The sequence below is a fragment of the Enterobacter sp. Ag1 genome (assembly GCA_000277545.1).
Lineage (GTDB): Bacteria > Pseudomonadota > Gammaproteobacteria > Enterobacterales > Enterobacteriaceae > Cedecea.
The window spans coordinates 92,429-115,283 of sequence record AKXM01000057.1; the positions used below are offsets into that span (position 1 = coordinate 92,429).

Here is a 22,855-nt window from a genome sequence, read left to right on the forward strand (position 1 = left end):
GCCCAGGTTGTCACCGTTGATACCGTAGCGCCGGATACCGTCGGCACTATCGTCAGCTATACGGATAATGACGGCGAGCGTACCGGTAATTTCGACAGCAGCTACTCCACCGACGATACCTCGCCGGTGCTGAACGGTACGCTGAACCATGCGCTGGCCGACGGTGAAATTGCCCAGATCTTCCGCGATGGCGTGCTGGTAGGCAAGGTGACCATTACCGGCGGTACAAGCTGGACCTTTGCGGATTCTGGCCTGCTGGACGGAAATTACCACTATGTTCTGCGCGTGACGGACAAAGCGGGGAACTACACCGAGTCGAACGACTTCACGCTGACGGTCGATACCTCGGTGCCGACGACAATTGCCCACGTAGATGCGGTATCGACTTCAGATACCACGCCGATTCTCACCGGGGATGTCAGTGCCCAACTGATGAATGGTGAATTCGTGGTCGTGACCGTGAATGGCAAAACGTACAGCTCCGAGCGCGGAGGTCCGGTGGTGGTCGATCCTTCATCCAACCGCTGGTATCTGCAAATTCCTGACAGCGACCTGCTGGGGCTGAACAGCTACAACGTCACCGCCCAAGTGAAGAGCAGCGCGGGTAACGGCAACAACACCGGGATCCAGACAGGATCGCTGGTCGTGCATGCCGAAACGGCCAATGACACCAGCTGGGCGAACACGGCGGGCAATGCGAACAACAGCGCCAGCACGTTAATGCTCAACAATAACGGCCTGTGGACGCTGGTGACCAATACCTCGGTATACAACGGCACGGATCTGAACAGTTACACCCAGACGTCGCTGCCTAATACGCGTGCGAATACCGTCAGCTACACCGCGCTGGACTTTGACCGTAACGGCACCGTTGATATATACGGCACGGAAACCACTTACGGCAACGCGGTACAGACCATGTGGATCGCCAACGCCAATGGCACTTATACCACCAGTACCCAGGCCAACGGCACCACGATCTGGTACGGCGGCGTTATCGCCTATGACAAAAACGGCGATGGTTATGTCGACCTGGCCTACGGTGACGCCGGGGGCGACTCCAGAACCTACCTGATTAACAACAAGGGTAGCATGGTGGCCGACGGGACCAATGGCAACGGCGGCTTGACCGGCGTCAGCTACCGCGAACTGTCCGGCGTGGACATCAACAATGACGGTAACATCGATATTGTTCAGCATACCAACAGCAACGGGACCAGTGCGCTGAGTGTGATTTCTAACAACGGCAGCAAGCTGACGACCCTGCAGTCTATTGCCAACGTGTTTGTCGATAACGCGGCGAACACGACGACCGCTGCCTCCATGACGTGGGCCGACTTCAACGGCGATGGCTACCTGGATCTCTATATCGCCACCGGTCGGAGCGTGACCTCTGCGACGGTGAATTACAGCGGGAAGATTTTCTACAACGATGGCAATGGTCAGTTGAACAGCAACTACACCAGCGTGGAGTCTACGTCGACCGCGGCTAACGCAGGCTATATGTCCGTGGCCGTGGACTGGGACGGTGATGGCGACATGGATATTGTTAAGTTTTCCACCTACGGCACCAGTCAGACAGCGCGTCTGTTTAGCAACGACGGCACCGGCAAGAACTGGACCGAAAGCCAGCTGGCAAAAGGACTGGTTAACGTCACGGGCGTTGCGGTGGCGGACTACGACTGGAACGGTACTCAGGATCTGCTGGTGTCTCAGCAAAACGGGAAAGTGGTGTTGGTGGCCAACACCAACACCATCGCCCCGGGTACCGCGATGCATCTGCGCATTGTCGACAGTGAAGGGATCAACGTCTTCTACGGCAATACCGTCCGGCTGTATGACTCTACCGGGAAGCTGGTTTCGACGCAGATTATCAACGCCCAGTCGGGCATTGGGGCGAACGACGCGTCGGCGCTGGTGAGCTTCTACGGCCTCAACCCGAATGAAACCTACCATGCCGAGCTGGTCAGAGCGATTAACGGCGTCACCAGCAATGTGACCTGGAATGGGCTAACCGCCGGAGACGGGAAAGAAAGCTATGCCCTGACGGCGGAGGCCGCCACCGGCGTTCACGGCGGCACGCTGAACGGCACTGGCTATAACGATACCTTTATCGCCGAGCAGGGAACCTACGTCTATAACGGCGGCGGCGGCTGGGAAACTTCATCCGATCACCAGACGTGGAGCGCGACGGGCGGGATGGATGTGGTTGACTTCCGTAACTCCGGGGTAGGCATCACCGTTGATCTGGGCAAAACCGGGGCGCAAAACACCGGCTTTAACACGGCAACCTTCACCAACATCGAAGGGATCGTCGGCTCCAGCCATGACGACGTGATCACCGGCAATAGCGGGAACAACACCTTCGAAGGCGGCGGCGGCAACGACACCTTCAACATCGGCAGCGGCGGCCACGATACGTTGCTCTACAAGCTGTTGAACAGTTCGGATGCCACCGGCGGCAACGGCCATGATGTGGTGAACGGCTTCAGCGTGGGAACCTGGGAAGGTACGGCGGACAGCGACCGTATTGACCTTCGTGAGCTGCTGCAGGGCAGCGGCTACGCCGGGGACGCATCGGCGCATTACATCAATGGCGTTGCGCAGCTGGGGGCCGGGGCGGGCAATATCGGGGACTACATCAAAGTGGTGCAGAACGGCAGCAGCACTGAGATTCAAATTGACCGCGACGGTAAGGGCGGCGTCTTCGACCCAACCACGGTAGTCACGCTCAACGGGGTACAAACCGATCTCGCCACGCTGCTGGCTAACCACCAACTGTTAGTTATCTAGCCCTTATTCCGCCGGGCCTTAAGTCCGGCGGAATATCAGCAGCTTAACTTTTATTACCCGGTATAAAACATGTTTATGAAACAAGCCGCGGAAAGGACGACACAGGCGTTTTTTGGCATTTTCGCAGGATGTGAAACATCATGACTTCAACGAATACAAGCTATGAACCCTGGCTGCAGGCCATGCTGGCCGTCGCGCGCCACTATCGGCTGGATTTCTCGGAAGAGCACGTCCGCGTGGTGGTTAACCAGGAAAACCAAAGCCCGCAGCAGCTGGTGCTGGAAGATATGGCCCGCCAGCTTGGTTTAGCGATGCGTCGCGCCCCGGCGGACGTCTCGCTTATCGACCCGTGGCGCTTGCCGCTGGTGGCCGAGCTTGAGGGGGGCCAAATAGCGGTGGTTACCCATATGGATAATCACGGGCAACTAAGCCTGCAGCTTAGCGGCGATGGCGGTCTGGAGACGGTGATCGCTCGGGATGTGCTGGCCAAAAGGCTAAAGAGCCTGGTTGTGCTGCGCCCGCTGAATTCAATTCCCGATGCACGCGTCGATGATTACGTGAAGCCCTATCAGAAAAACTGGTTCTGGACGCTGGCGCTGAAAGACTGGAAACGCTACGGCGATATCATGCTGGTGGCGATGGCGGCCAACGTGCTGGCGCTGGCCGGGATGATCTTTTCCATGCAGGTGTATGACCGCGTGGTGCCCTCGCAGTCGGTGCCCACTTTGTGGGTGCTGTTTGGCGGCGTCATGCTGGCTATCCTCTTTGAATTCACCATGCGTATGCTGCGCGTGCATATTGCCGATGTGGTCGGCAAACGGGCCGACCTGCGTATCTCCGACAGGGTTTTTGCCAGGGCGTTACGCATCAAAAACAGCGCCCGGCCAAAATCTACCGGCTCCTTTATCTCGCAAATTCGCGAGCTGGAGTCGGTGCGCGAGCTGATTACCTCCACCACCATCAGCACCGTATCGGATATCCCGTTCTTCCTGCTGTTTGTTTTTATTCTCTGGCTAATAGGCGGCCCGCTGGTGTTCGTTGTGCTGCTGGCGATCCCGCTGCTGCTGATCCCCGGTTTACTGGTGCAGCGCCCGCTGGCGCACCTTTCGAATGAGGGGATGCGCGAGTCGGCCATTCGCAATGCCACGCTGGTAGAAGCCGTGCAGTCCATCGAAGACATTAAACTGCTGCGCGCCGAACAGCGGTTCCAGAACCAGTGGAACAACACCAACGACGTTGCCGCGGCGGTCGGGATGAAACAGCGCTGGCTGACCAGCCTGCTCATGACCTGGACGCAGGAAGTGCAGTCCATTGTTTATGCCGTGGTGCTGCTCGTCGGCTGTTACCTGGTGATTAACGGCGACATGACCACCGGCGCCCTGGTGGGGACTTCCATTCTGGCCTCACGCACCATCGCGCCGCTGGCGCAGATTTCCGGCGTGCTTTCGCGCTGGCAGCAGGCGAAGGTGGCGCGCAAAGGGCTGGACGACCTGATGCAGCGCCCGCTGGACGATCCTGAACAGGGCAAGAAAGTGCATAAAGCCCACCTGCAGGGGAACTACCAGCTCAACTACGCGGCGTTTTATTACGACGAAGAAGAGAAGGTCAACGATTTGGACATTGCCAGCCTGACGATCCGCGCCGGGGAAAAAATTGCGGTGCTCGGGCGAAACGGTTCGGGTAAAAGCACGCTACTTCAGCTTTTGGCGGGGATGCAAACGCCTCAGCACGGCCAGATTTTGCTGGACGACACCAGTCTCGGGCAAATCGACACTGCCGATTTGAGACGCGACATGAATCTGCTCAGCCAGCAGGCGCGGCTCTTCTTCGGCTCAATACGTGACAACCTCACCATGGGGCGCCCGTTAGCCACGGACGAAGAAATCCACCGGGCGCTGGCGCTAAGCGGGGCGCTGGAATTTGTGCAAAAACAGAAAAATGGCCTCAACTACACGATCAGCGAAGGCGGTAGTGGGCTATCGGGCGGCCAGCGGCAGGCACTTTTGCTGGCCAGAACGCTGATCCTGCAGCCGCAAATCTTATTACTGGATGAACCTACAGCGTGGCTGGATGAAGTCAGCGAGCAGCAGCTTATCCAGCAGCTTGGCCCGTGGCTCGGCAACCGCACGCTGGTGGTGGCCACGCATCGTATCCCAATTTTGCAGTTGGTTAACCGCATCATCGTGCTGGATAACGGCCGCATCGTAATGGACGGCCCAAGGGACCAAATCTTGCAGCAGCACGGTCTTATGGAAAAAAAAGCTGCCCCTCGCAGAACCGCGACCTTAAAACCGACAGGTGACACGGAGGTTCGGGCATGAACGACATCACGCGTTATAACAGCCGACTGAAAGAGCCGGCGCTTCCACGAGCAAGCCTGGTGGCGTGGGCACTTGGACTGATGCTGCTCGCATTTGTGTTGTGGGCAAACTTTTTCTCTCTGGACGAAGTGACCACCGGGTCTGGCAAAGTCGTGCCGTCCTCTCGCGAGCAGGTTATTCAGTCCCTGGAAGGCGGCATCCTCTACAAACTGGACGTTCGGGAGGGGGATATTGTAGAGAAGGGCCAGGTTCTCGCGCAGCTCGATCGCACCAAAACCGAGTCCGGCGTGCAGGAAAGTGAATCCAGGCTACATGCCGCGATGGCTACCGCCGCACGACTGAAGGCTGAAGTGAGCGGCACGCCGTTGGTTTTTCCCGAGATGCTCCCCGGAGAGAGCGAACTTGTTCGCCAGGAAACCGCGCTTTATAACTCGCGCCGGAGCAGTCTTGAAAAAGGGGTTGCCGGATTGCGGGAAGCCATTTCGCTGGTTCAGCGCGAGCTGGCGATGACGCAGCCGCTGGTTAAACAGGGGGCGGCCAGCAGCGTGGAGGTCCTGCGCCTGCAGAGACAAAAAAACGAGCTGGAAAACAAAATTACCGAAATGCAGAACCAGTATTACGTGCGCGCGCGCGAAGAGCTGGCGAAAACTAACGAAGAAATTGAAACCCAGCGCTCGGTGATGCGCGGGCGGGAGGATTCGTTAACCCGGCTCAAATTTACCGCGCCGGTCAGGGCGATAGTGAAGGGCATCGAGGTCACAACGGTGGGCGGCGTCATCCCGCCAAACGGAAAGCTCATGACGTTGGTTCCGCTCGACGATCAAATGCTGATTGAGGCAAAAATTTCACCTCGTGACGTGGCGTTTATTCATCCCGGCCAAAAGGCACTGGTGAAAATCACCGCCTATGACTACTCGATTTATGGCGGATTAAAGGGCGTGGTGACCACTATTTCACCGGATACGATTCAGGATGAGGTCAAACGTGATGTTTACTACTATCGGGTTTACATCCGCACCGATGTCAGCCAACTGACAAACAGGGACGGCAAAACGTTTCCGATATTTCCGGGGATGATTGCCACCGTGGATATCAAAACCGGTAGCAAATCGGTACTCGATTACCTGCTGAAACCACTGAACAAAGCAAAGGAAGCGCTCAGAGAACGATAATCAAAAAAGCCGGCGAAAGCCGGCTTGATGTTGTTCAAAATATCGTCGGGTCGATATCCAGACCGTACATGATAAAGGAAAAATAATATCCAAAATAAGACTCAGCCGTCTCCATGAAGGCACGGTGTATTTCGAGCTTGCCCTCACTGTCTTCACTGAATAATCCGGCCATAATGCCGCAATTAACAATGCGTCTCAGATGCATTCTCGAGACAAAAAGATCTTTGGACGTTTTATTATAATTAGGCTTCAGCCACCAGCGGCCATCATCATCCTGTTTTGCCCTCAGGTATATTCTCAACATAATGATATGCCCGGCATCTTTGTCAACAAACATGGCGCTGTTGGGTACCAGTCGACTTAAAATGACTTCGTCAAAAAGAAGGTTGGCGCTGCGCCGGAAAAAATTCGCAAATGTGTTTTCATCCTCCAGAGCGTGAAACGACAGAGCATTTTCCGGTAGCAAAAATTTCAATGAAGGGATGGATATTTGCATATAGCTGCGGGTTTCATTGAGACCCTTTACGCTCGGGGAATACAACAGAACCCGGCGGTCATCCTCACTTTTTTCAAGCGTCATTCTGCCGGTGATGCGCAGGAGCGTGACCAGAGAATTCACTGTGTTCAGGCTGGTCAACCCCATTTTTACGCAAAACTCTTTGATGTCTGCGAGCACCGCCTGGCGGTCACCGTAGTGAAAACAGAGCAGGGCCAGAACCACATGAAAGCGCGAGCTTTGCAGAATGGTTTTATAAAAAAGAGGTTGTTTTTTATAGGTGATTAACAGGTGATCATAATGATGCTGTATGGCTTCTCGAAAACGAGGATGTTTTTTAACTTGTTGGCTGTATTTATCGATGGTGTCTTGAAGTTTGTGTCGTGTCATATTGTTTTTTCTCGGTATTCAGCTATGGCGCAAATGCTCCATAAAACGACTGCTAAAGGCAGAGATAAAATGCACGTTATACGTGATTTTTATTTAGTGATTGCAAGTTGATATCGTTTTTGAGTATATCACTGTTTATTTTAAAGTTAAAAATATGATTCTGTTTTTTCTTATTTTTATTTTTATTAACCAAAAATGCTTATCGTTCTCATTTTTTTGATTTTGAAATTATGTGGAAATAATATCTCCGGGCAGAGGAAAACAGTGTGAGGTCATGTACAAAAAACATGCAGCGAGCGTTACGCCTGGATTGCTGTCTTTTCCGTCAGGTTTGCAGCCGATGTAGCAGTTAAAGTTGCGGCGACTTCGGTAAAATGTTTAAGGATTATGCCAACGAAGTACTCACTTTTGTTTCTGCTTCATCTTTAATTTTCTATTTTTTTTAGGGTTTAAAATGCTCTCCGTTCAGAGCGGGGGATAATACCTTAATTAAGATTTTGTTCATGGTGCTTCTCGCCATTTTATTATAATGTCCTATGCCTTATTTATGATATGGATATTGCTATGACTATTTGTAAAAGCATTAATCAATTTTTATTTGAACGAAAAAAGAGAAATTTAAGCATTGATTTTAATCCTGCTGATGCAAAGCCAGTTGCTTATTATAAAGCGATTGAAATAGGTGAGAAAAAGAATGGGAAAGCTACCCGACTCCGTCTGGGATACGTCAGTGATTATTTGGGTACAGGAGAGCCGGGTCTTATGGTGCATGGTTCTCAAAGCGGTAAGTTATACATCATGGGGGATGGACCTGATCCTGTTTATCAGACATTTACACCGGAAGATCTTCACCGTTATCTTATTTTTCGCCATTCACTTGATCTCTCGAGAGATAAAAGACCGCTACATCTTTTAAGCTGTTATTCTGGCGAGGCAAAAGAAAATTCTGAAGAGCTTAGCGTGGCGCAGAGGTTAGCTAATGTATTGCAGAGAAGAATATATGTATATGGTGGATATGAACGTTTATCTTATAAATCGGAATATCAAGGGATTTTAGGTCTTTTAAATAATCAGGGGGCTATTTTTAAGGAGCGAAATCCTTTTGATAATAATCCGAGATTACCCCTTGTCGGGAAATTGATTACTCCAGTTTCACCTTTTAACTCGTTAAGAAATCGGTGATTTTTAGCCAGCGGCGAACAACATCGAAATAACTAAAGGGCAGGGCTTGCCCTTTACATAGCGTTGTGAAAAGAAAACGGCGATTATTATATTTGCTACAAAAATAGGCTTCGGCAGGCGTCAGAAAAGCAAGATACAAAGTCTTTCTATACCCATCTTTCATGTGATATCGTAAGTTACATGATATTTCAGAGGTCATTTGACCTTTTATCCATGATGGTGATGTTTAGCCGCAGTGCACCGCCGGAGGTGAAGTGATGAACGACACAAATGATATCTTTAACGCGGAATTTTCCCGCCAGTACGATGCCAGCAGCGAACGTCTGAAAGACATCTCTAACAACCTGCACGCCTTGCTGTCATTGCTTCTCAGGGATCTTCCATCTGAGGCGAAAGTGCTTTGCGTGGGCGTAGGGACCGGCACCGAAATCGTCCGGCTGGCAAAACAGCATCCTGACTGGCATTTTACCGGGGTCGATCCTTCCCCCGATATGCTGGCCGTCTGTGCAGAAAAGCTTGAACGGGAGGGGCTGAGCGGCCGCTGTGAGCTGATTGTAGGCCACGTCAAAGACGTCCCGGAACAGGATAAATTTGATGCTGCGCTGTGCTTACTGGTGGCGCATTTTATTCAACATCCGCAGCGGGGCGGGATCTATCAGCACATCGGCGACAGGCTAAAACCCGTGGGACAGCTGATTGCCGCAGAAATAGCGGGAGATATGGCGGATCCCGATTTTGATGGGCAATTAAGAAACTGGGTTGCGCTGCAGCAGGCCTATACCCAACGCCAGCGCGATATTGCTGAGGTAAAAGCTGAGCTCAACCAGCGGTTGCTCTTGTTGCCGCCTCGCCAGACCGAAGCTCTGCTGCGCGAAGCCGGGTTCGCCAGCGTAACACCGTTCTTCCAGTCGCTGCTGATTCACGGCTGGCAGGCGGTAAAATCTTCAGGCGGGCGGGAATAGCACGCCGCAAAACTGAGAGTTCATCGTTTTTTTCTTCTTAATGACCAACTATAACGCCTTAATTAAGGTGTTATAGTTGGTTTGTTATTTCATCTATTATCTGGTTGGCTGCTATTCCGGCGCGGCAAAAGAGAACTCAGAGGAGCTAAGCATTGCGCAGCAATTGACGAATGTTTTACATAGAAAAATAGGGTCATATGGTGGTCATGAGTAAGCCTATTATTATGGTAAATACCAAGAATTAATCGGTGTGGTAAATAATGTGGGGGGTATTTACACCCATAATGAAATAAAATTAAAAAGACTAAATCAATGCTGGCTACGCCACATTTTTATTATTCATGACAAACCAAAATGACTACCTAAGCCAGGTCGAATATTTCGTCCAGGCGTTAAATAAACGGCGCGCTGTAATAGTGCGCCGCAAACCCTTTATTTACTGGTCGTTTCCTCTGATTTCACAAGCGTCGGCGTTTCGTTAAAGAAATTCCACGGCTTCAGCAGGGCATGTACCCACTCGGTCGGCATGATGGGCCACTCTTCGGCGCGGGCGATATGCGTGGTGCCGGTGGTTAGCCAGACCACATTATCCGTGTTCTCAAGTGACTGATTGTCTTTGCTGTAAGCCCCTAAACCGGTGTCGTGCGCAGAGCGGTTCGGGTATTTCCCTTCAGAATAGCGCTCATCCGGGTTGTAGCGGGTCACCCACAGCTGCTTATCCATAAAGCTCAGGCGATGATAAATCCACTCGTCCGGGGCAAACTTCGCGCCGGTGGCGACCGGGTGAGTCCCGCCCGCGTAGGGGATCAGTTGGTAGGACACCGGGTTGCCCATGCGGTTTTCTTTGTTCGGATTGCTCAGCAGGCGGACAGTGCCAGGGTCAAATTTCTGCGCGGCGTCCTGCTCGTTTTTAATCGCATACTCATTGGTTTGCATGGTACTTGTGCGCGGGCCGCCGCTGGTATTTGTCTTCACCACCGGGTCAATCGCGGTCAGGCTGTTGTTTTCGCCATCCACGTCCAGGTCCAGACGGAAGTTGTAGATGTGCTGATGCGTTGTGCCGACAATATTATGGTCGATCAGCGTCCCGTACCGGGTATCTTCTTTGGCGGTGGCATCATGCATGGTTTTGGCCTTCACGCCTTTGACCGCCTCAATGCCGGTCGCGCCTGCATCAATGCCAATGGTGCCGTTCTGATGGAAGACCCAGTCAAAGATGTAGTCGTAGTTGCCGACGGTGCTTATCCAGCGGATCACCAGCTCACGGCGTTCGCTGCTAACGTTCGGCTGGCCCATTTCCTGATGTTTGTATTCCGGCCCGGCGTAGCGCTCGAAAATGGCAATTGCTCGAGGAATGGTGGTGGGTTTGCCGGTGTAATCGGCCAGGGTTTCGTCCAGCAGGACCGCGTTAGCCGGCGCATCTTTGCCGCGCACGATAGGGGACGTGAGCGTGCCCATGCCGTAATCCCCGGCGTCCAGATACGCTTTAAAATACCAGCCGATGTCCGGGTCGCCATACGGCACAATCATCCCGCCGAGCGACCCTTCATACATGATCTTCCGTTTAGTGCCGTTGTCGTTGTAGGTCACGGTGGAAATCATCGGGCCAACGCGGGAATTCAGGCGCAGGTGCAAATCCCAGTTTTGCCAGTGAATCGTGTCGCCGGTAATGGTGTAGTTTTTTCCTTCCGGCTCAATGATATCCAGCGGCTTGAGGTTGGCAGCCTGCCGGTCGCGGCCATCATAAGGGCGGGGCGTCATCGGCACAGGAATGACCGGGCCTTCCTCAATTTTGATGATTTTTTTCTGCTCGAGATCCACCACCGCGACCAGGTTTTCAATCGGATGCGCCCAGTAGTTGCCGTCGCCAACGTCAAGGTAGCTCACCACTTTCAGCAGGCGCTGATCCTGCTTCAGGCCGTCTTTACCGTCGAAATAGCCGACCGTCAGCGGCGTTGTGACGACCTTCGACGGATCGCTGATACCGCGTTTTTTCACCGCTTCCGCGAATTCTTTGCTGTTATTGATGATTGACTGCACGCTGGCAAAATCGTCCAGCAGCACCATGCCCTGTGCGCCTTCGATAGGCTTCCAGCTCTTAACTATCCCGGCGGCCAGATCCACCGTGGCTTCAATAATATGGCGGCCATCCAGCATGATGACGTCCGCCTCGCGTGGTTGGCTGACGCTGGTGCCGTCCATCACAAACTTCCAGACTTGTTCTTTAGGCGGCTCGCGTAGTGAGATTTCGGTAAAGCGAATAGTCGGCTTGTAGTTAGCCGCGTCTTTGATTATCTCCACCGTTTTATTAATTTCGTCGGCGCTCAGAGAGTTCAGCGGGTGCGGCTTTTTCTCGACGGCAAAGGTTTGATCCAGCCCGGACTGGAAGATTTCATTGATAAACCCTTCGGAGATAAACGCCGTTTTGCCTTTAAAGATCACCGGCACTTCAAGCTTCAGCGTTTTGCCGTTAACGATGGCGGAGGTGGCATTAGGCTTCACCTTCACATAGGCACCGTCTTTCACGAGGGTGAACATCTGCGCGTAATCGTCCCACTGGACGTCGGCGCCAAAATCCGTCAGCGTTTTTTGCATCGGCACCATATGTGCCTCGCCGCCGTGGGCAAATGCGGGGGCGTTAATCCCCGCCGAAGTCAGGAGCGCAATAGCCAGCGCCAGCGCTTTTTTTCCAGTTTTCATTGTCATCGCTTTTTCACCTTAAAAGTGCGTTGTGTTGTTATGTGCGTGCTGGATAAAGACTGTCGGATTCAACATAACAACTTCCGCCAGGGCTTCCCTTGCGCTCCCTGCCAAGTGTTTTGCTGTGGTTGCCAGAATGTGGGATTGGGGAGGATTGTGACTCCGGGTCGATGAGCGTCGGGCTAAATCCAGCCCTCACCCCGGCTTCTCCCAGAGGGAGAGGGGGAAGGCAACCTGCGGGGGATTTGTTTCTTCCCTCTCCCTGGCAGGGAGAGGGTTAGGGTGAGGGTAAAAACCAGGCGCGATGCCAGGCCGAACTAACGTTTAAGGCCTAACAGGCAACATCACCGTGCAGGCGGGCAACCAGCGTCAGGATTGAGTAGCGCGCAACAATCTGCTGATGCTGGTTGGTGACATCCACCGCCCATTCCACCACGCCAACCGGCTTATCTTCCGCCGTCTTCTGCGGCTTGGCGGTTTTGCGTTTGCAGGTCAGGCGCACCTGAATGGTATCGTCGATTTTTACCGGCTCGATAAAGCGCAGATTTTCCATGCCGTAGTTGGCAATCACCGGCCCGACGCCTGGGTCAACAAACAGCCCGGCGGCGGCAGACACCACGAAGTAACCGTGCGCCACGCGCTCGCCGAAGAACGACTCCGCCGCGCCAATTTTGTCGGTATGGGCGTAGAACCGGTCGCCGCTCAGGTTGGCGAAGTTGGTGATATCAGCTTCGGTGACGGTGCGGCGGGCAGTCAGAATACTTTCCCCGATGCGCAGCTCCTCAAAATGTTTGCGGAATGGATGCAAGGCGTCCTCGTGAACTTTTGCGCCGTAGTTCCATTGCCCGCTAACGGCGGCCAGCATCGTCGGGCTGCCCTGAATGGCGGTGCGCTGCATATAGTGCTTCACCGCCCGCAGGCCGCCGAGTTCTTCCCCGCCGCCCGCGCGACCTGGGCCGCCGTGCACCAGCATCGGCAGCGGAGAACCGTGCCCGGTGGATTCCACTGCAGACTCCTGGTTCAGCACCTGAATGCGCCCGTGAGCGCGGGCCGCGCCGAGGATAAAGTGACGTGCCGTTTGCTCATCGGCGGTCACCAGCGTCCCCGCCAGGCTGCCCTGACCGGCGCGAGCCAGCGCCATGGCATGTTCGACATCCCGGTATGGCATCACGGTCGCTACCGGGCCGAAGGCCTCAAGCTCATGCACCGCAGGCGTTTCGTCAGGCTGTTGGCAAAGCAGCAGGGTTGGCGGGAAGAACGCGCCCGGCTGTGCAGTATCGGCCTTGCCGCCCAGCAGGACATCACAGCCGGCGCCAACCAGTTGGTCGACTTTCCGCTGCACGTCATCCCGCTGCGCAAGGCTGACCAGCGCCCCCATGCGCACGCCTTCCAGTGCCGGGTCGCCGGGCTGTATTTTTTCCAGTTTCACTTTCAGCGCTTCAATCACCGAACCCAGCCGATTTTGCGGCACGATAATCCGGCGAATGGCGGTGCATTTTTGCCCGGCTTTGGCGGTCATCTCGCGCACGACTTCCCGTACGAACAGCGCAAATTCAGGTTGTTCAGGCGTGACATCTTCCGCCAGTACGCAGCAGTTCAGCGAGTCGGCTTCCATGGTGAAGGGAATTGAACGGGCAATGATATTTGAGTGACAACGTAACTTCTGGCCGGTGCTGGCCGAACCGGTGAACGTCACCACGTCCTGCTCATCCAGGTGCTCAAACAGATCGCCCACGCCGCCGCAGATCAGGCTTATCGCCCCGTCAGGCACCAGCCCTGATTCCACAATCGCTTTCACCATCACCTGAGTTAGCTGCGCGCTCGCCGTGCCGGGCTTGATAATCGCGGGCATCCCGGCCAGCCAGGTTGGGGCCAGTTTCTCAAGCATTCCCCAGCAGGGGAAGTTGAAGGCGTTGATGTGCAGCGCTACGCCTGACTTCGAAGTGAGTACGTGGCGGGCCGCGAATCCCCCCTGTTTGGACAGCGGCATCAATTCGTCTTCCGGCCACAGCGTGTCGTCCGGCAGCTCGCGGTTGCCCATTCCGGCGTAGGCATACAGCGTACTGATGCCGCCTTCTATGTCTACCCAGCTGTCGGCGCGGGTGGCACCGGTCTGGTAAGAGACCTGGTAAAACGCTTCTTTCTGCGCCAGCAGGTGCTTAGCCACCGCTTTTAACATCGCGGCACGCTGAATAAACGTCATCGCCTGCAGCGCTTTGCCACCTTGCGCAATGGCGAAGCGCTTTGCCGCCGCCATATCCGCCCCTTCGCTGGTCACCTGCCACAGCGGTTCGCCGCTAACGGCATGAAAAATAGTTCTTTCTTTTCCCTGGCCGCTAAACCACGTCCCGGACAGATAGCTGGTTAACTGTTGCATCTCACTCTCCATTACATGCTGCATTTAATCATTACAGTGTTTGTTTTATGAATCATAAAAATCAAGCTGTAATTTAATGAATTGTTAACATTGTGATGGCTTGTGTTTTTTGTTATTGATTTATCTCAATGATAAGTCTGGTTTTTACGATATTTAGCGTGATAGACCTCACAAACGTGCGGTGTAATCTTTGCGATCTTCGTTAACTTATCTGTAACTTTTAATCATGAAGTGATTCGCAATATCGCAGATTGTTGAGTTAAATTGAATCATAAGGTGATGCCGTGACAGAACAAGAACGCTTTGATGAGCGCATCCAGCAGGAAACCGCCATCGAACCACAGGACTGGATGCCGGAGGCTTACCGCAAAACGCTGATCCGCCAGATAGGCCAGCATGCGCACTCGGAAATCGTTGGCATGCTGCCGGAAGGTAACTGGATAACTCGCGCCCCCAGCCTGCGCCGCAAGGCCATTCTGCTGGCCAAAGTGCAGGATGAAGCCGGGCACGGGTTGTACCTCTACAGCGCGGCGGAAACCCTGGGCTGCGCCCGGGAAGATATCTACCAGAAGATGCTCGACGGCAAGATGAAATACTCTTCCATCTTTAACTACCCGACGCTCAACTGGGCCGACATCGGCGTGATTGGCTGGCTGGTGGACGGGGCAGCCATAGTCAACCAGGTCGCGCTGTGCCGGACCTCGTATGGCCCGTACGCCCGGGCGATGGTGAAAATCTGCAAAGAAGAAAGCTTCCACCAGCGGCAGGGATTTGAAGCCTGCACCGTGCTAGCGAACGGCAGCGCCGAACAGTGCCAGATGCTGCAGGACGCCATTAACCGCTTCTGGTGGCCGGCGCTGATGATGTTCGGACCCAACGACGACAACTCGCCGAACAGCGCCCAAAGCCTCGCCTGGAAAATCAAACGCTTCGGCAATGACGAGCTGCGTCAGCGCTTTGTCGACAATACCGTGCCGCAGGTTGAGCTGCTGGGCATGACCGTGCCGGATCCCGATCTGTATCGCGATGAGGTCACGGGCCATTACCGCTTTGGCGACATCGACTGGCAGGAATTCAACGACGTGGTGGCCGGGCGCGGCTTATGCAACGAAGAGCGCCTCGCCGCCAAGCGCAAAGCCTGGGAAGAGGGGGCATGGGTGCGCGAAGCCGCCCTTGCGTATGCCGAAAAACAACAGGCCCGCACCGCCGCCTGAAGGAGTAAGAGATGAGCAAAATTTACTGGCCGCTGTATGAAGTCTTTATTCGCAATAAAAAAGGGCTGTCCCATCGCCACGTTGGCAGCCTGCACGCCGCCGACGACCAGATGGCGCTGGAAAACGCGCGCGACGCCTACACCCGCCGCAGCGAAGGCTGCTCCATCTGGGTCGTGAAAGCGAGCGAAATCGTCGCCTCCCAGCCGGAAGAGCGCCCGGAATTTTTCGACCCGGCAGACAGCAAAGTCTACCGCCACCCAACGTTTTACACGCTGCCTGACGGCATCGAGCACATGTGAGGCCGCCAATGACACTCGATCCTGTAGCGACCTACAGCCTGCACCTCGGCGACACCTGCCTCGTGCTGGCCCAACGCCTGAGCGCGTGGTGCGGCCATGCGCCGGAGCTGGAGATTGATCTGGCGCTGGCCAACATTGGCCTCGACCTGCTCGGCCAGGCGCGCAACTTCCTGACCTACGCCGCCGAGCGCGAAGGCGAGCACCTCGACGAAGACAGGCTGGCCTTTGGCCGCGACGAGCGCGAGTACCGCAATCTGCTGCTGGCGGAACAGCCCAACGGTGATTTCGCCGAAACGCTGGTGCGTCAGTACCTGCTGGACGCGTGGCACGTCTCGCTGTTCAGCCGCCTGGTAGAAAGCAAAGATCCGCAGCTGGCGGCCATCGCAGCCAAAGCCATTAAAGAAGTGCGCTATCACCTGCGCTTCAGCCGTGGCTGGCTGGTTCGCCTGGGCAACGGCACTGAGCTTTCGCAGGCGAAAACGCAAAGTGCTTTAAACAAACTATGGCGCTTCAGCGGCGAAATGTTCGTTGTCGATGAGCTGGAAACCATGCTGGCGGAGCAGGGCATCGCCGTCGACCCGCGTAGCCTCAAGGCCGAATGGCTGCAAGAAGTGACCGCCGGACTGAGCGATGCCTCGCTGCAGGCCCCGGCAGAGCAGCCATACCGCACCGGCGGTAAGCAAGGCTTACACACCGAACACCTCGGCCCGCTGCTGGCTGAAATGCAGTACCTGCAGCGCGCTTACCCGAACCAGCAGTGGTAAGGAGGAGAGGATGCAAACCGCCACGCTTCAGCCCGCTGCCGTCCGCGACGTCTGGCGTCTGCTGAGTGAGATCAGTGACCCGGAAATCCCGGTGCTGACCATCACCGACCTCGGGATGGTGCGCAGCGTCGAGCACCGCCCGGACGGCTGGCATATCGGATTTACGCCAACCTATTCCGGCTGCCCGGCCACTGAATTTTTGCTGGCCGCCATCCGGGAAGCCCTGGAAGGCGCAAAGCTGAGTCCGGTGCACATCAGGCAGGTTTTGCATCCCGCCTGGACGACGGACTGGATGTCGCCGGAGGCTAAAACCCGGCTGCGCGAATACGGCATCAGCCCGCCGCAGGGACATGCCTGCCACGCGGCGGTCGCCACCCAGGTGACTTGCCCACGCTGCGGGAGCGAACACACGTCGCTCATCAGTGAATTCGGCTCCACGGCCTGTAAAGCGCTTTACCGCTGCGACAGCTGCCGGGAACCCTTTGATTACTTTAAATGTATTTGAGGATGCCATGACAACGTTTCATTCCCTGAAAGTGGCACGCATCGAACCCGAAACCGCAGAGGCGGTAGCGATTACCTTTGCGGTGCCGGACGCGCTGCGCGGGCAGTACCGCTTTCGTCCAGGGCAGCATTTGACGCTGAAAGCCCGGCTGGGCGGGGAAGAGCTGCGCCGCTGCTACTCTATTTGCCGCTCTGAGGATCCCGGTGAAATCTGCGTGGCGGTAAAAGCCATTGAAGGCGGCCGTTTTTCACAATATGCGGTCAGCGATTTAACCGCCGGGATGTCGCTCGAGGTGATGGTGCCGCAGGGAACGTTTGGCTACCAGCCGGAAGCGGAAACTCGCGGCAACTATCTGGCACTCGCCGTCGGCTCCGGCATCACGCCGATGCTGGCCATTATCGGCGCCACGCTCGCCACCGAGCCAGAAAGCAGCGTGACCCTGGTTTACGGCAACCGCAGCAGCGCCAGCATGATGTTCCGCCAGACGCTGGCCGACCTGAAAGATCGCTACCCGCAGCGCCTGCAGCTGATTTACCTGTTCAGTCAGGAGAGGTCGGACAGCGACCTGCTCAGCGGCCGGCTGGACGGCGAAAAACTGAAGCAGCTTGGCGACCACCTATTGGACGTCAAAGGCTTTGACCGCACGTTTATCTGCGGCCCGCAAAGCATGATGCAGGCCACCGAAACCGCGCTGAAAGAGATGGGCGTCGCACCTGAGGATATCTATCTCGAACATTTCAACACGCCGGGCATTGCGCCGGGTGCCCGTTCCCGCGCTCAGGCGGCGGGTAAAACCGTCACCCTGCGCCAGGACGGCGTAGATCGCCAGATTACCCTGACCGCCGGGGACGAAAGCATTCTCGACGCGGCCCTGCGCCAGGGCGCGGATCTGCCGTATGCCTGCAAAGGCGGCGTCTGCGCCACCTGCCGCTGCAAGGTGCTGCAGGGCGAAGTGGAAATGGGCGTCAACTACAGCCTGGAGCCGGATCAGCTGGCCGCAGGCTACGTCCTGAGCTGCCAGGCGCTGCCGAAGGGCGACGACGTGGTGCTCGACTTTGACGCGCAGGGGGTGTGATGAGCGAACTTCTTAGCCAGCAAAACGGCCGGGTGTTAACCCTGACGCTGAACCGCCCGCAGGCGCGGAACGCGCTCAACAACGCGCTGCTGACGTTGATTGCCGAAGCGCTCGAAGCTGCGCAGCAGGACGCCGCCATTGGTGCCGTCGTCATTACCGGCAGCGAACGTTTTTTTGCTGCCGGAGCCGATCTCAAAGAGATGGCCAGCCGGGATATGCCCGCCACGCTCAACGACCCCCGGCCACAGCTTTGGGCTCGTCTCGAGCGTTTCCCTAAACCCCTGATCGCTGCCGTGAACGGCTATGCGCTCGGGGCTGGCTGCGAGCTGGCGCTGCTGAGCGACATCATCGTGGCCGGGGATAACGCGCGCTTCGGCCTGCCGGAAATCACTCTGGGGATTATGCCCGGCGCGGGCGGCACGCAGCGGCTTATTCGTAGCGTAGGCAAAGCGCTGGCTTACCGCATGGTGCTGAGCGGCGAAGCTATCGACGCGGACCGGGCTTTACGTGCAGGGCTGGTCGCCGAAGTGCATCCCGCAGCCCTAACGCTGGAATACGCCCAGAAGCTTGCCGCCGGTATTGCCCGTCATGCGCCGCTGGCGCTGCAGGCCGCCAAAAATGCGCTTCAACAGGCACAGAACACGGGCCTGAGCCAGGGGCTGCTGCAGGAACGCCAGCTGTTTACGCTGCTCGCCGCCACCGAAGATCGTCGGGAAGGCCTCGCCGCTTTCCTGGAAAAACGACCTGCTGAATTCAAAGGACGTTAATCATGAGTTTTATTGTCAGCGATGTGCAAAACGGGGTGATGACCCTGACCCTCAACCGCCCGGAGCGGCTGAACAGCTTCAATGACGAAATGCATCGCCAACTGGCGGAAGTTCTCACCCAGGCCGAGCGGGACGAAACCATCCGCTGCCTGCTAATCACTGGCGCAGGGCGCGGCTTCTGTGCCGGGCAGGATCTCAACGACCGCAACGTTGACCCAAGCGGTGACGCCCCGGACCTCGGTTACTCGGTTGAAACGTTTTATAACCCTCTGCTGCGCCGCCTGGCGAAATTGCCAAAGCCGGTGATTGCGGCGGTTAACGGCGTGGCGGCGGGAGCCGGGGCTACGCTGGCGCTGGGCTGCGACATGGTTATCGCCGCGCGTTCAGCAAAATTTATTATGTCTTTCAGCAAGCTGGGGCTGGTGCCCGACTGCGGCGGCACCTGGTTCTTGCCTCGCCTGACCGGGCGGGCGCGTGCCATGGGGCTGGCGTTACTTGGCGACACGCTAACCGCCGAGCAGGCGCACGACTGGGGCATGATTTGGCAGGTCGTGAACGACGAACAGCTCAGCGATACCGCCCGCCAGCTGGCCCAGCACTTTGCCACCCAGCCGACCTTTGGCCTGGGGCTTATCAAGCAGGCGCTTTACGCCTCGGAAACCAACACCCTGGACGCCCAGCTCGACCTGGAGCGCGACTATCAGCGTCTGGCTGGCCGCAGCGAAGATTACCGCGAAGGCGTGTCTGCTTTTCTGGCGAAGCGCCCGGCCACCTTTAAGGGGAAATAAGTATGTTAACTCCTGAGGCCGTGATTGCGGTGATTGGCAGCGGCACCATGGGCGCAGGTATTGCCCAGGTGGCGGCCAGCGCGGGTCATCCGGTGTGGCTGTACGATATTCAGCCCGGCGCAGCAAAGCGTGCGATAGACGGCATTGATACCGTACTCAGCGCCCGCGTAGCCAAAGGCAAACTTGACGAGGCGCTCCGTCAGTCAACGCTTGCCCGGCTGCATCCGGCGGAAACGCTGGCTGATTTGGCTCAGGCCGCGCTGGTGATTGAGGCCGCCGCCGAACAAATTGACGTCAAGCAGGCCATCTTCCGCGATTTAGCGGCGGTCTGCGGGGCTGATACCGTCTTAGCCAGCAATACCTCATCCATTTCTATCACCGCCATCGCCAGCGGCATCAGCCACCCGGCGCGCGTGGTCGGACTGCATTTCTTTAACCCTGCGCCGGTGATGAAACTGGTCGAAGTGGTCAGCGGCCTGGAAACCTCGTCGGAGATTGCCGAGCGGCTTTGCGAGCTGGCTCTGCGCTGGGGTAAACAGCCGGTGCGCTGCCATTCCACGCCGGGCTTTATCGTTAACCGCGTGGCTCGGCCTTTTTATGCTGAAGCCTGGCGCGCGCTGGAGGAGCAGGTTGCCCCGGCGGCGGCTATTGATGCCGCGTTACGCGACGGGGCGGGCTTCCCGATGGGGCCGCTGGCGTTAACGGATCTGATAGGTCAGGACGTCAACTTCGCCGTCACCTGCTCGGTGTTTAACGCCTTTTGGCAGGAGCGTCGTTTCCTGCCTTCTCTCGCCCAGCAGGAACTGGTGCTTGGCAAGCGGCTGGGCAAGAAAACCGGGCAGGGCGTCTACCGCTGGCCGCTTGAGGCGAAACCGGCATATCAGCCTCAAGTGCCTGCCGAACTGGCGGCTAAACAGGTCACGCAGGTCGGCAAAACTCTTGAAATCGACGGCATCGCCGTTGCCATAACCAGCGGTATTACGGCCACTGCCATGTCGGCCGAGCTGAAACGCCCGGTAGTGCTGCGGGACAGACTCGCCGAGTCTTCGCTGGAAGTGTTAGCGCCGTCGGCTTCGGTCACGCCTCAGCAGTTGGCGCAGGTCACCCATTACTTCCAGCAGCAGGGTAAACAGGTGCTGGTGATCGGTGACTACCCCGGCATGCTGGCCTGGCGCACCGTGGCGATGCTCGCCAACGAAGCGCTGGATGCGCTGCAGAAAGGCGTGGCTGCGGAAGCCGACATCGATACCGCCATGCAGCTCGGCGTGAACTATCCGCACGGGCCGCTGGCCTGGGGAGCCCGCCTGGGCTGGCAAAACATTCTGACGCTGCTGGAGAATCTGCAGCGCCATTACGGCGAAGAACGCTACCGCCCGACCTCTTTACTGCGCCAGCGCGCGCTGCTGGAGAACCAACATGAGCACTAACGCCTGGGATAACGCCCGCGTGATGTACGCGCGGGACAACTGCGCCAGACAGATGGGCATTGAAGTGGTTGAGATGGGCGACGGTTTTGCGCTGCTCACCATGACCATCACTGAGGCCATGCTTAACGGGCACCAGACCTGCCACGGCGGGCAATTGTTTACGCTCGCCGACACCGCTTTTGCCTACGCCTGCAACAGCCAGGGGCTGGCGGCGGTGGCCTCCGGCTGCAGCATTGAATTTCTGCGTCCCGGCAAGGCCGGGGACCGGCTTAAAGCGGTGGCTAGGGTGCGCCAGCAGGGGCGGCAGACGGGCGTCTACGACATCGAGATCATTAATCAGGACGAGAAGACGCTGGCGCTGTTTCGCGGCCGCGCACATCGCATCGGGACGACGGTTTCAGGAGAAAAATTATGAGTCAGGCTTTTATTTGCGATGGGGTACGCACCCCGATTGGCCGCTACGGCGGCGCGCTTGCGAGCGTGCGCGCGGATGACCTGGCCGCGCTGCCGCTAAAAGCGCTATTGGCACGCTATCCCACTCTCCACTGGAGCGCCGTAGACGACGTGATTTTTGGCTGCGCGAACCAGGCCGGGGAGGATAACCGCGACGTGGCACGCATGGCGACGCTGCTGGCCGGTTTACCACAGACTGTGCCGGGCACCACGATCAACCGCCTGTGCGGCTCCGGGCTGGATGCCGTGGGCTTTGCGGCTCGCGCCATCAAAGCCGGTGACGCTCAGCTCATGCTGGCAGGTGGGGTGGAATCCATGTCTCGGGCACCGTTTGTGATGGGCAAAGCCAGCTCGCCGTTCCAGCGTCAGGCCGAGATGTTTGACACCACCCTTGGCTGGCGTTTTGTGAACCCGCTCATGGCAGCGCAATTTGGTACTGACAGCATGCCGGAAACGGCAGAGAATGTAGCGGAATTGTTAAAAATAAGCCGTGAAGACCAGGACCGGTTTGCGTTTCGCAGCCAGCAGCGTACCGCTCTCGCGCAGCAGACAGGCATTCTGGCTGAAGAGATTGTGCCGGTCACGCTAAGCGGTCGCAAAGGCGCGGTGACGGAAGTAAGGGAAGACGAGCACCCGCGTGCGGAAACCACGCTTGAACAGCTGGCGGCGCTAAAAACGCCGTTCCGCGCGAACGGCGTCGTGACGGCGGGCAATGCTTCCGGCGTGAACGACGGGGCGGCAGCGCTGCTTATCGCCAGCGAAGCTGCCGCGCTGCAGCACGGCCTGGCGCCTAAGGCGCGCATAGTCGCGATGGCGACGGCGGGCGTGGAGCCTCGCCTGATGGGGCTGGGGCCGGTGCCTGCGGTACGTAAAGTGCTGGAGATGACCGGATTAAGCATCCACGACATGGATCTGATTGAACTCAATGAAGCCTTCGCCGCGCAGGCGCTCGGCGTGCTTCGCCAACTGGGGCTTCCGGATGATGCCCCGCATGTGAATCCTAACGGCGGCGCGATTGCCCTGGGACACCCGCTGGGGATGAGCGGTGCCAGACTGGCGTTAACGGCCAGCCTGGAGCTGCACCGGCGCGGCGGGCGGTATGCCCTTTGCACTATGTGTATCGGTGTGGGTCAGGGCATTGCCCTGGTCCTTGAGCGTGTGAGCTAGTCA

General features: G+C 56.8%; 17 protein-coding genes and 2 pseudogenes. 16 read left to right on the top strand and 3 right to left on the bottom strand.

What is annotated here, in order from left to right; translation table 11 throughout:
- Positions 1–123: 123 nt before the first annotated feature.
- The 4 genes and pseudogenes from A936_RS24140 to A936_RS21140 all read left to right on the top strand — a co-directional run.
- Positions 124–1,650 (top strand): annotated as a pseudogene (locus tag A936_RS24140) (FG-GAP-like repeat-containing protein); the annotation flags it as partial.
- A 3-nt stretch (positions 1,651–1,653) separates the two neighbouring features.
- Positions 1,654–2,793 (top strand): annotated as a pseudogene (locus tag A936_RS24145) (type I secretion C-terminal target domain-containing protein); the annotation flags it as partial.
- Between the two features lie 140 nt (positions 2,794–2,933).
- Positions 2,934–5,114 (top strand): type I secretion system permease/ATPase, encoded by a 2,181-nt coding sequence (locus tag A936_RS21135; protein ID WP_008461397.1) that lies wholly within the window; start codon positions 2,934–2,936, stop codon positions 5,112–5,114.
- Entirely contained in the window at positions 5,111–6,286 is a 1,176-nt protein-coding gene (locus A936_RS21140; protein ID WP_008461398.1) for an HlyD family type I secretion periplasmic adaptor subunit, read from the top strand. The genes A936_RS21135 and A936_RS21140 overlap by 4 nt, the downstream gene beginning before the upstream one ends.
- 34 nt (positions 6,287–6,320) lie before the next feature.
- Here A936_RS21140 and A936_RS21145 read toward each other — a convergent pair whose 3' ends face one another.
- A complete protein-coding gene (locus A936_RS21145; RefSeq protein ID WP_008461399.1) occupies positions 6,321–7,172 on the bottom strand; it encodes a hypothetical protein in 852 nt (283 codons plus the stop codon).
- Between the two features lie 564 nt (positions 7,173–7,736).
- Between A936_RS21145 and A936_RS23555 the strand changes: the two genes are divergently transcribed.
- Both A936_RS23555 and A936_RS21155 read left to right on the top strand, forming a co-directional pair.
- Positions 7,737–8,354 (top strand): hypothetical protein, encoded by a 618-nt coding sequence (locus tag A936_RS23555; RefSeq protein ID WP_157141454.1) that lies wholly within the window; start codon positions 7,737–7,739, stop codon positions 8,352–8,354.
- A 257-nt stretch (positions 8,355–8,611) separates the two neighbouring features.
- The gene (locus A936_RS21155) at positions 8,612–9,316 is read left to right on the top strand and encodes a class I SAM-dependent methyltransferase (RefSeq protein WP_008461402.1); all 705 of its coding nucleotides are present in this window, start codon (positions 8,612–8,614) and stop codon (positions 9,314–9,316) included.
- 432 nt (positions 9,317–9,748) lie between these two features.
- On the opposite strand, the gene tynA is transcribed toward A936_RS21155, so the two are convergent.
- Together tynA and paaZ are read right to left on the bottom strand one after the other, a co-directional pair.
- Complete coding sequence (gene tynA, locus A936_RS21160) at positions 9,749–12,022, bottom strand: primary-amine oxidase (protein ID WP_008461404.1); 2,274 nt, start codon at positions 12,020–12,022, stop codon at positions 9,749–9,751.
- A gap of 325 nt (positions 12,023–12,347) precedes the next feature.
- Positions 12,348–14,393 carry a phenylacetic acid degradation bifunctional protein PaaZ gene (gene paaZ, locus A936_RS21165; protein WP_008461405.1) on the bottom strand — a complete coding sequence of 682 codons (2,046 nt, stop codon included), beginning with the start codon at positions 14,391–14,393 and terminating at the stop codon, positions 12,348–12,350.
- A 284-nt stretch (positions 14,394–14,677) separates the two neighbouring features.
- On the opposite strand from paaZ, the gene paaA reads away from it, so the two are divergent.
- The 10 genes from paaA to pcaF are packed head-to-tail and all read left to right on the top strand — an operon-like array spanning position 14,678 to position 22,852.
- Positions 14,678–15,607: a 1,2-phenylacetyl-CoA epoxidase subunit PaaA gene (paaA, locus tag A936_RS21170; RefSeq protein ID WP_008461406.1), complete on the top strand. Its 930-nt coding sequence runs from the start codon at positions 14,678–14,680 to the stop codon at positions 15,605–15,607.
- A gap of 11 nt (positions 15,608–15,618) precedes the next feature.
- The gene (gene paaB, locus A936_RS21175; protein WP_008461407.1) at positions 15,619–15,906 is read left to right on the top strand and encodes a 1,2-phenylacetyl-CoA epoxidase subunit PaaB; all 288 of its coding nucleotides are present in this window, start codon (positions 15,619–15,621) and stop codon (positions 15,904–15,906) included.
- 8 nt (positions 15,907–15,914) lie between these two features.
- Complete coding sequence (paaC, locus tag A936_RS21180; RefSeq protein WP_008461410.1) at positions 15,915–16,670, top strand: 1,2-phenylacetyl-CoA epoxidase subunit PaaC; 756 nt, start codon at positions 15,915–15,917, stop codon at positions 16,668–16,670.
- A 10-nt stretch (positions 16,671–16,680) separates the two neighbouring features.
- Complete coding sequence (paaD, locus tag A936_RS21185; RefSeq protein WP_008461411.1) at positions 16,681–17,175, top strand: 1,2-phenylacetyl-CoA epoxidase subunit PaaD; 495 nt, start codon at positions 16,681–16,683, stop codon at positions 17,173–17,175.
- 7 nt (positions 17,176–17,182) lie between these two features.
- Positions 17,183–18,250 carry a 1,2-phenylacetyl-CoA epoxidase subunit PaaE gene (gene paaE, locus A936_RS21190; RefSeq protein WP_008461412.1) on the top strand — a complete coding sequence of 356 codons (1,068 nt, stop codon included), beginning with the start codon at positions 17,183–17,185 and terminating at the stop codon, positions 18,248–18,250.
- Positions 18,250–19,017, top strand: coding sequence for a 2,3-dehydroadipyl-CoA hydratase PaaF (gene paaF / locus A936_RS21195; RefSeq protein WP_008461413.1), 768 nt, complete (start codon positions 18,250–18,252; stop codon positions 19,015–19,017). The genes paaE and paaF overlap by 1 nt, the downstream gene beginning before the upstream one ends.
- Positions 19,017–19,805: a 2-(1,2-epoxy-1,2-dihydrophenyl)acetyl-CoA isomerase PaaG gene (gene paaG / locus A936_RS21200; protein WP_034810118.1), complete on the top strand. Its 789-nt coding sequence runs from the start codon at positions 19,017–19,019 to the stop codon at positions 19,803–19,805. The genes paaF and paaG overlap by 1 nt, the downstream gene beginning before the upstream one ends.
- Before the next feature lie 2 nt (positions 19,806–19,807).
- The gene (locus tag A936_RS21205) at positions 19,808–21,232 is read left to right on the top strand and encodes a 3-hydroxyacyl-CoA dehydrogenase (RefSeq protein WP_008461415.1); all 1,425 of its coding nucleotides are present in this window, start codon (positions 19,808–19,810) and stop codon (positions 21,230–21,232) included.
- Positions 21,222–21,647 (top strand): hydroxyphenylacetyl-CoA thioesterase PaaI, encoded by a 426-nt coding sequence (gene paaI, locus A936_RS21210; protein WP_008461417.1) that lies wholly within the window; start codon positions 21,222–21,224, stop codon positions 21,645–21,647. The genes A936_RS21205 and paaI overlap by 11 nt, the downstream gene beginning before the upstream one ends.
- The gene (gene pcaF / locus A936_RS21215; RefSeq protein ID WP_008461418.1) at positions 21,644–22,852 is read left to right on the top strand and encodes a 3-oxoadipyl-CoA thiolase; all 1,209 of its coding nucleotides are present in this window, start codon (positions 21,644–21,646) and stop codon (positions 22,850–22,852) included. Before paaI ends, pcaF begins: the two co-directional genes overlap by 4 nt.
- Positions 22,853–22,855: the final 3 nt, after the last annotated feature.